General features: G+C 62.5%; 1 protein-coding gene. It reads left to right on the top strand.

Annotated features, from left to right (window positions below; genetic code table 11):
• The first annotated feature begins 229 nt into the window (after positions 1-229).
• Positions 230-1,282 (top strand): IS110 family RNA-guided transposase, encoded by a 1,053-nt coding sequence (locus AC5Y4D_RS27265; RefSeq protein ID WP_500038766.1) that lies wholly within the window; start codon positions 230-232, stop codon positions 1,280-1,282.
• Positions 1,283-1,295 lie beyond the last annotated feature (13 nt).

The raw sequence follows: 1,295 nt of genomic DNA, 5'->3' as shown, positions 1-1,295 counted from the left end.
GCGTCTCAGTGTCATTGTGACTTTGCCGCGTTGCGGTGGTTGGGTCTAGATCACCCGGTGTTTGGCTCTCTTTGCGTCTGTCGTCTCAGGGCTGGCTTGGAGCAGTAGTGCCGGCACCGGGTGTGAAGGACCGGCCGGCGTGACTTGATAGGAGCGTGGCACCGCCCCGACTGAGAAGTGTCCGCCGACCGGCCCAACTGTCACCTCTGATAGATGGGAGGCAACCTTCATGGTTGTCATTGGAAGCGATGTACACAAGTTCACACACACTTTCGTCGCGGTCGATGAGGTCGGTCGCCAGGTGGGCACCAAGACCGTCAGGGCGACTCACCTCGGGCATGGTGAGGCCATCATGTGGGCCCGCGAGCAGTTCGGGGACCAGGTGAAGTGGGGTATCGAGGATTGCCGCAATATGTCGGCGCTGCTCGAGCGTGACCTGCTGGGTGCGGGCCAGGCAGTAGTGCGGGTCCCGACCAAATTGATGGACCGGGAACGCAAAGCCGCCCGCACTCGCGGCAAGTCCGACCCGATCGACGCGCTGGCGGTAGCACGGGCAGTGCTGCGTGAGCCGGATCTGCCCGCTGCTACTCATGACGCGGTGTCGCGTGAGTTGAAGTTGCTGACAGATCGTCGGGATACCCTTGTAACACAACGGACTTCGGCGATCTGCCGACTGCGGTGGCTGGTGCATGAACTCGATCCCGAACGTGCTCCGGGGCCACGCAAGCTCGGTGCCATCAAGCATCAGAAGATGCTGCAGGACTGGCTGCTCACCCTCGACGATATCCGGGCCGAGATCGCCCGCGCTGAACTCGATGACGTCATCAGGCTCACCGCGGAGATCACCGCGTTAGCCAACCGCATCGGCGTGCGCACCCGAGCGGTGGCACCGGGCCTGTTGAGTCTGTACGGGTGCGCCGAGCTGACCGCGGCCAAAATCATCGGTGAGGTTGCCGGGATCGCTCGGTTCAAAAGCGAAGCCGCTTTCGCTAATCACGCCGGAGTGGCTCCTATCCCGGTGTGGTCAGGCAACACCCGCGGACGGGTCCGGCTCAGTCGCTCCGGTAACCGACAACTCAACCGAGCCCTGCACACCATCGCCAATACCCAACGCGCTCATCCCGGCATCGGCCGAACCTACTACGAGGCCAAAACCGCCGAGAAGAAGACCGAAAAAGGAGCCCTACGCTGCCTCAAACGCCACCTCGCCCGCGTCGTCTACCGACACCTCATCGCCGACGAACAAGCCCGGCAATCAACCCCCCAGACGCAGGCAAATTGACATAGGAGCTACT

It is taken from the genome of Mycobacterium sp. NGS67, assembly GCF_059812185.1.
The sequence above is the reverse complement of the archived record's forward strand: the minus strand, read 5'-3'. Positions and strand labels throughout refer to the sequence as shown.

Bases quoted from the DNA above. Each gene is read 5' to 3' on its own strand.
- AC5Y4D_RS27265 (WP_500038766.1), top strand. From the start codon at position 230: ATGGTTGTCATTGGAAGCGATGTACACAAGTTCACACACACTTTCGTC.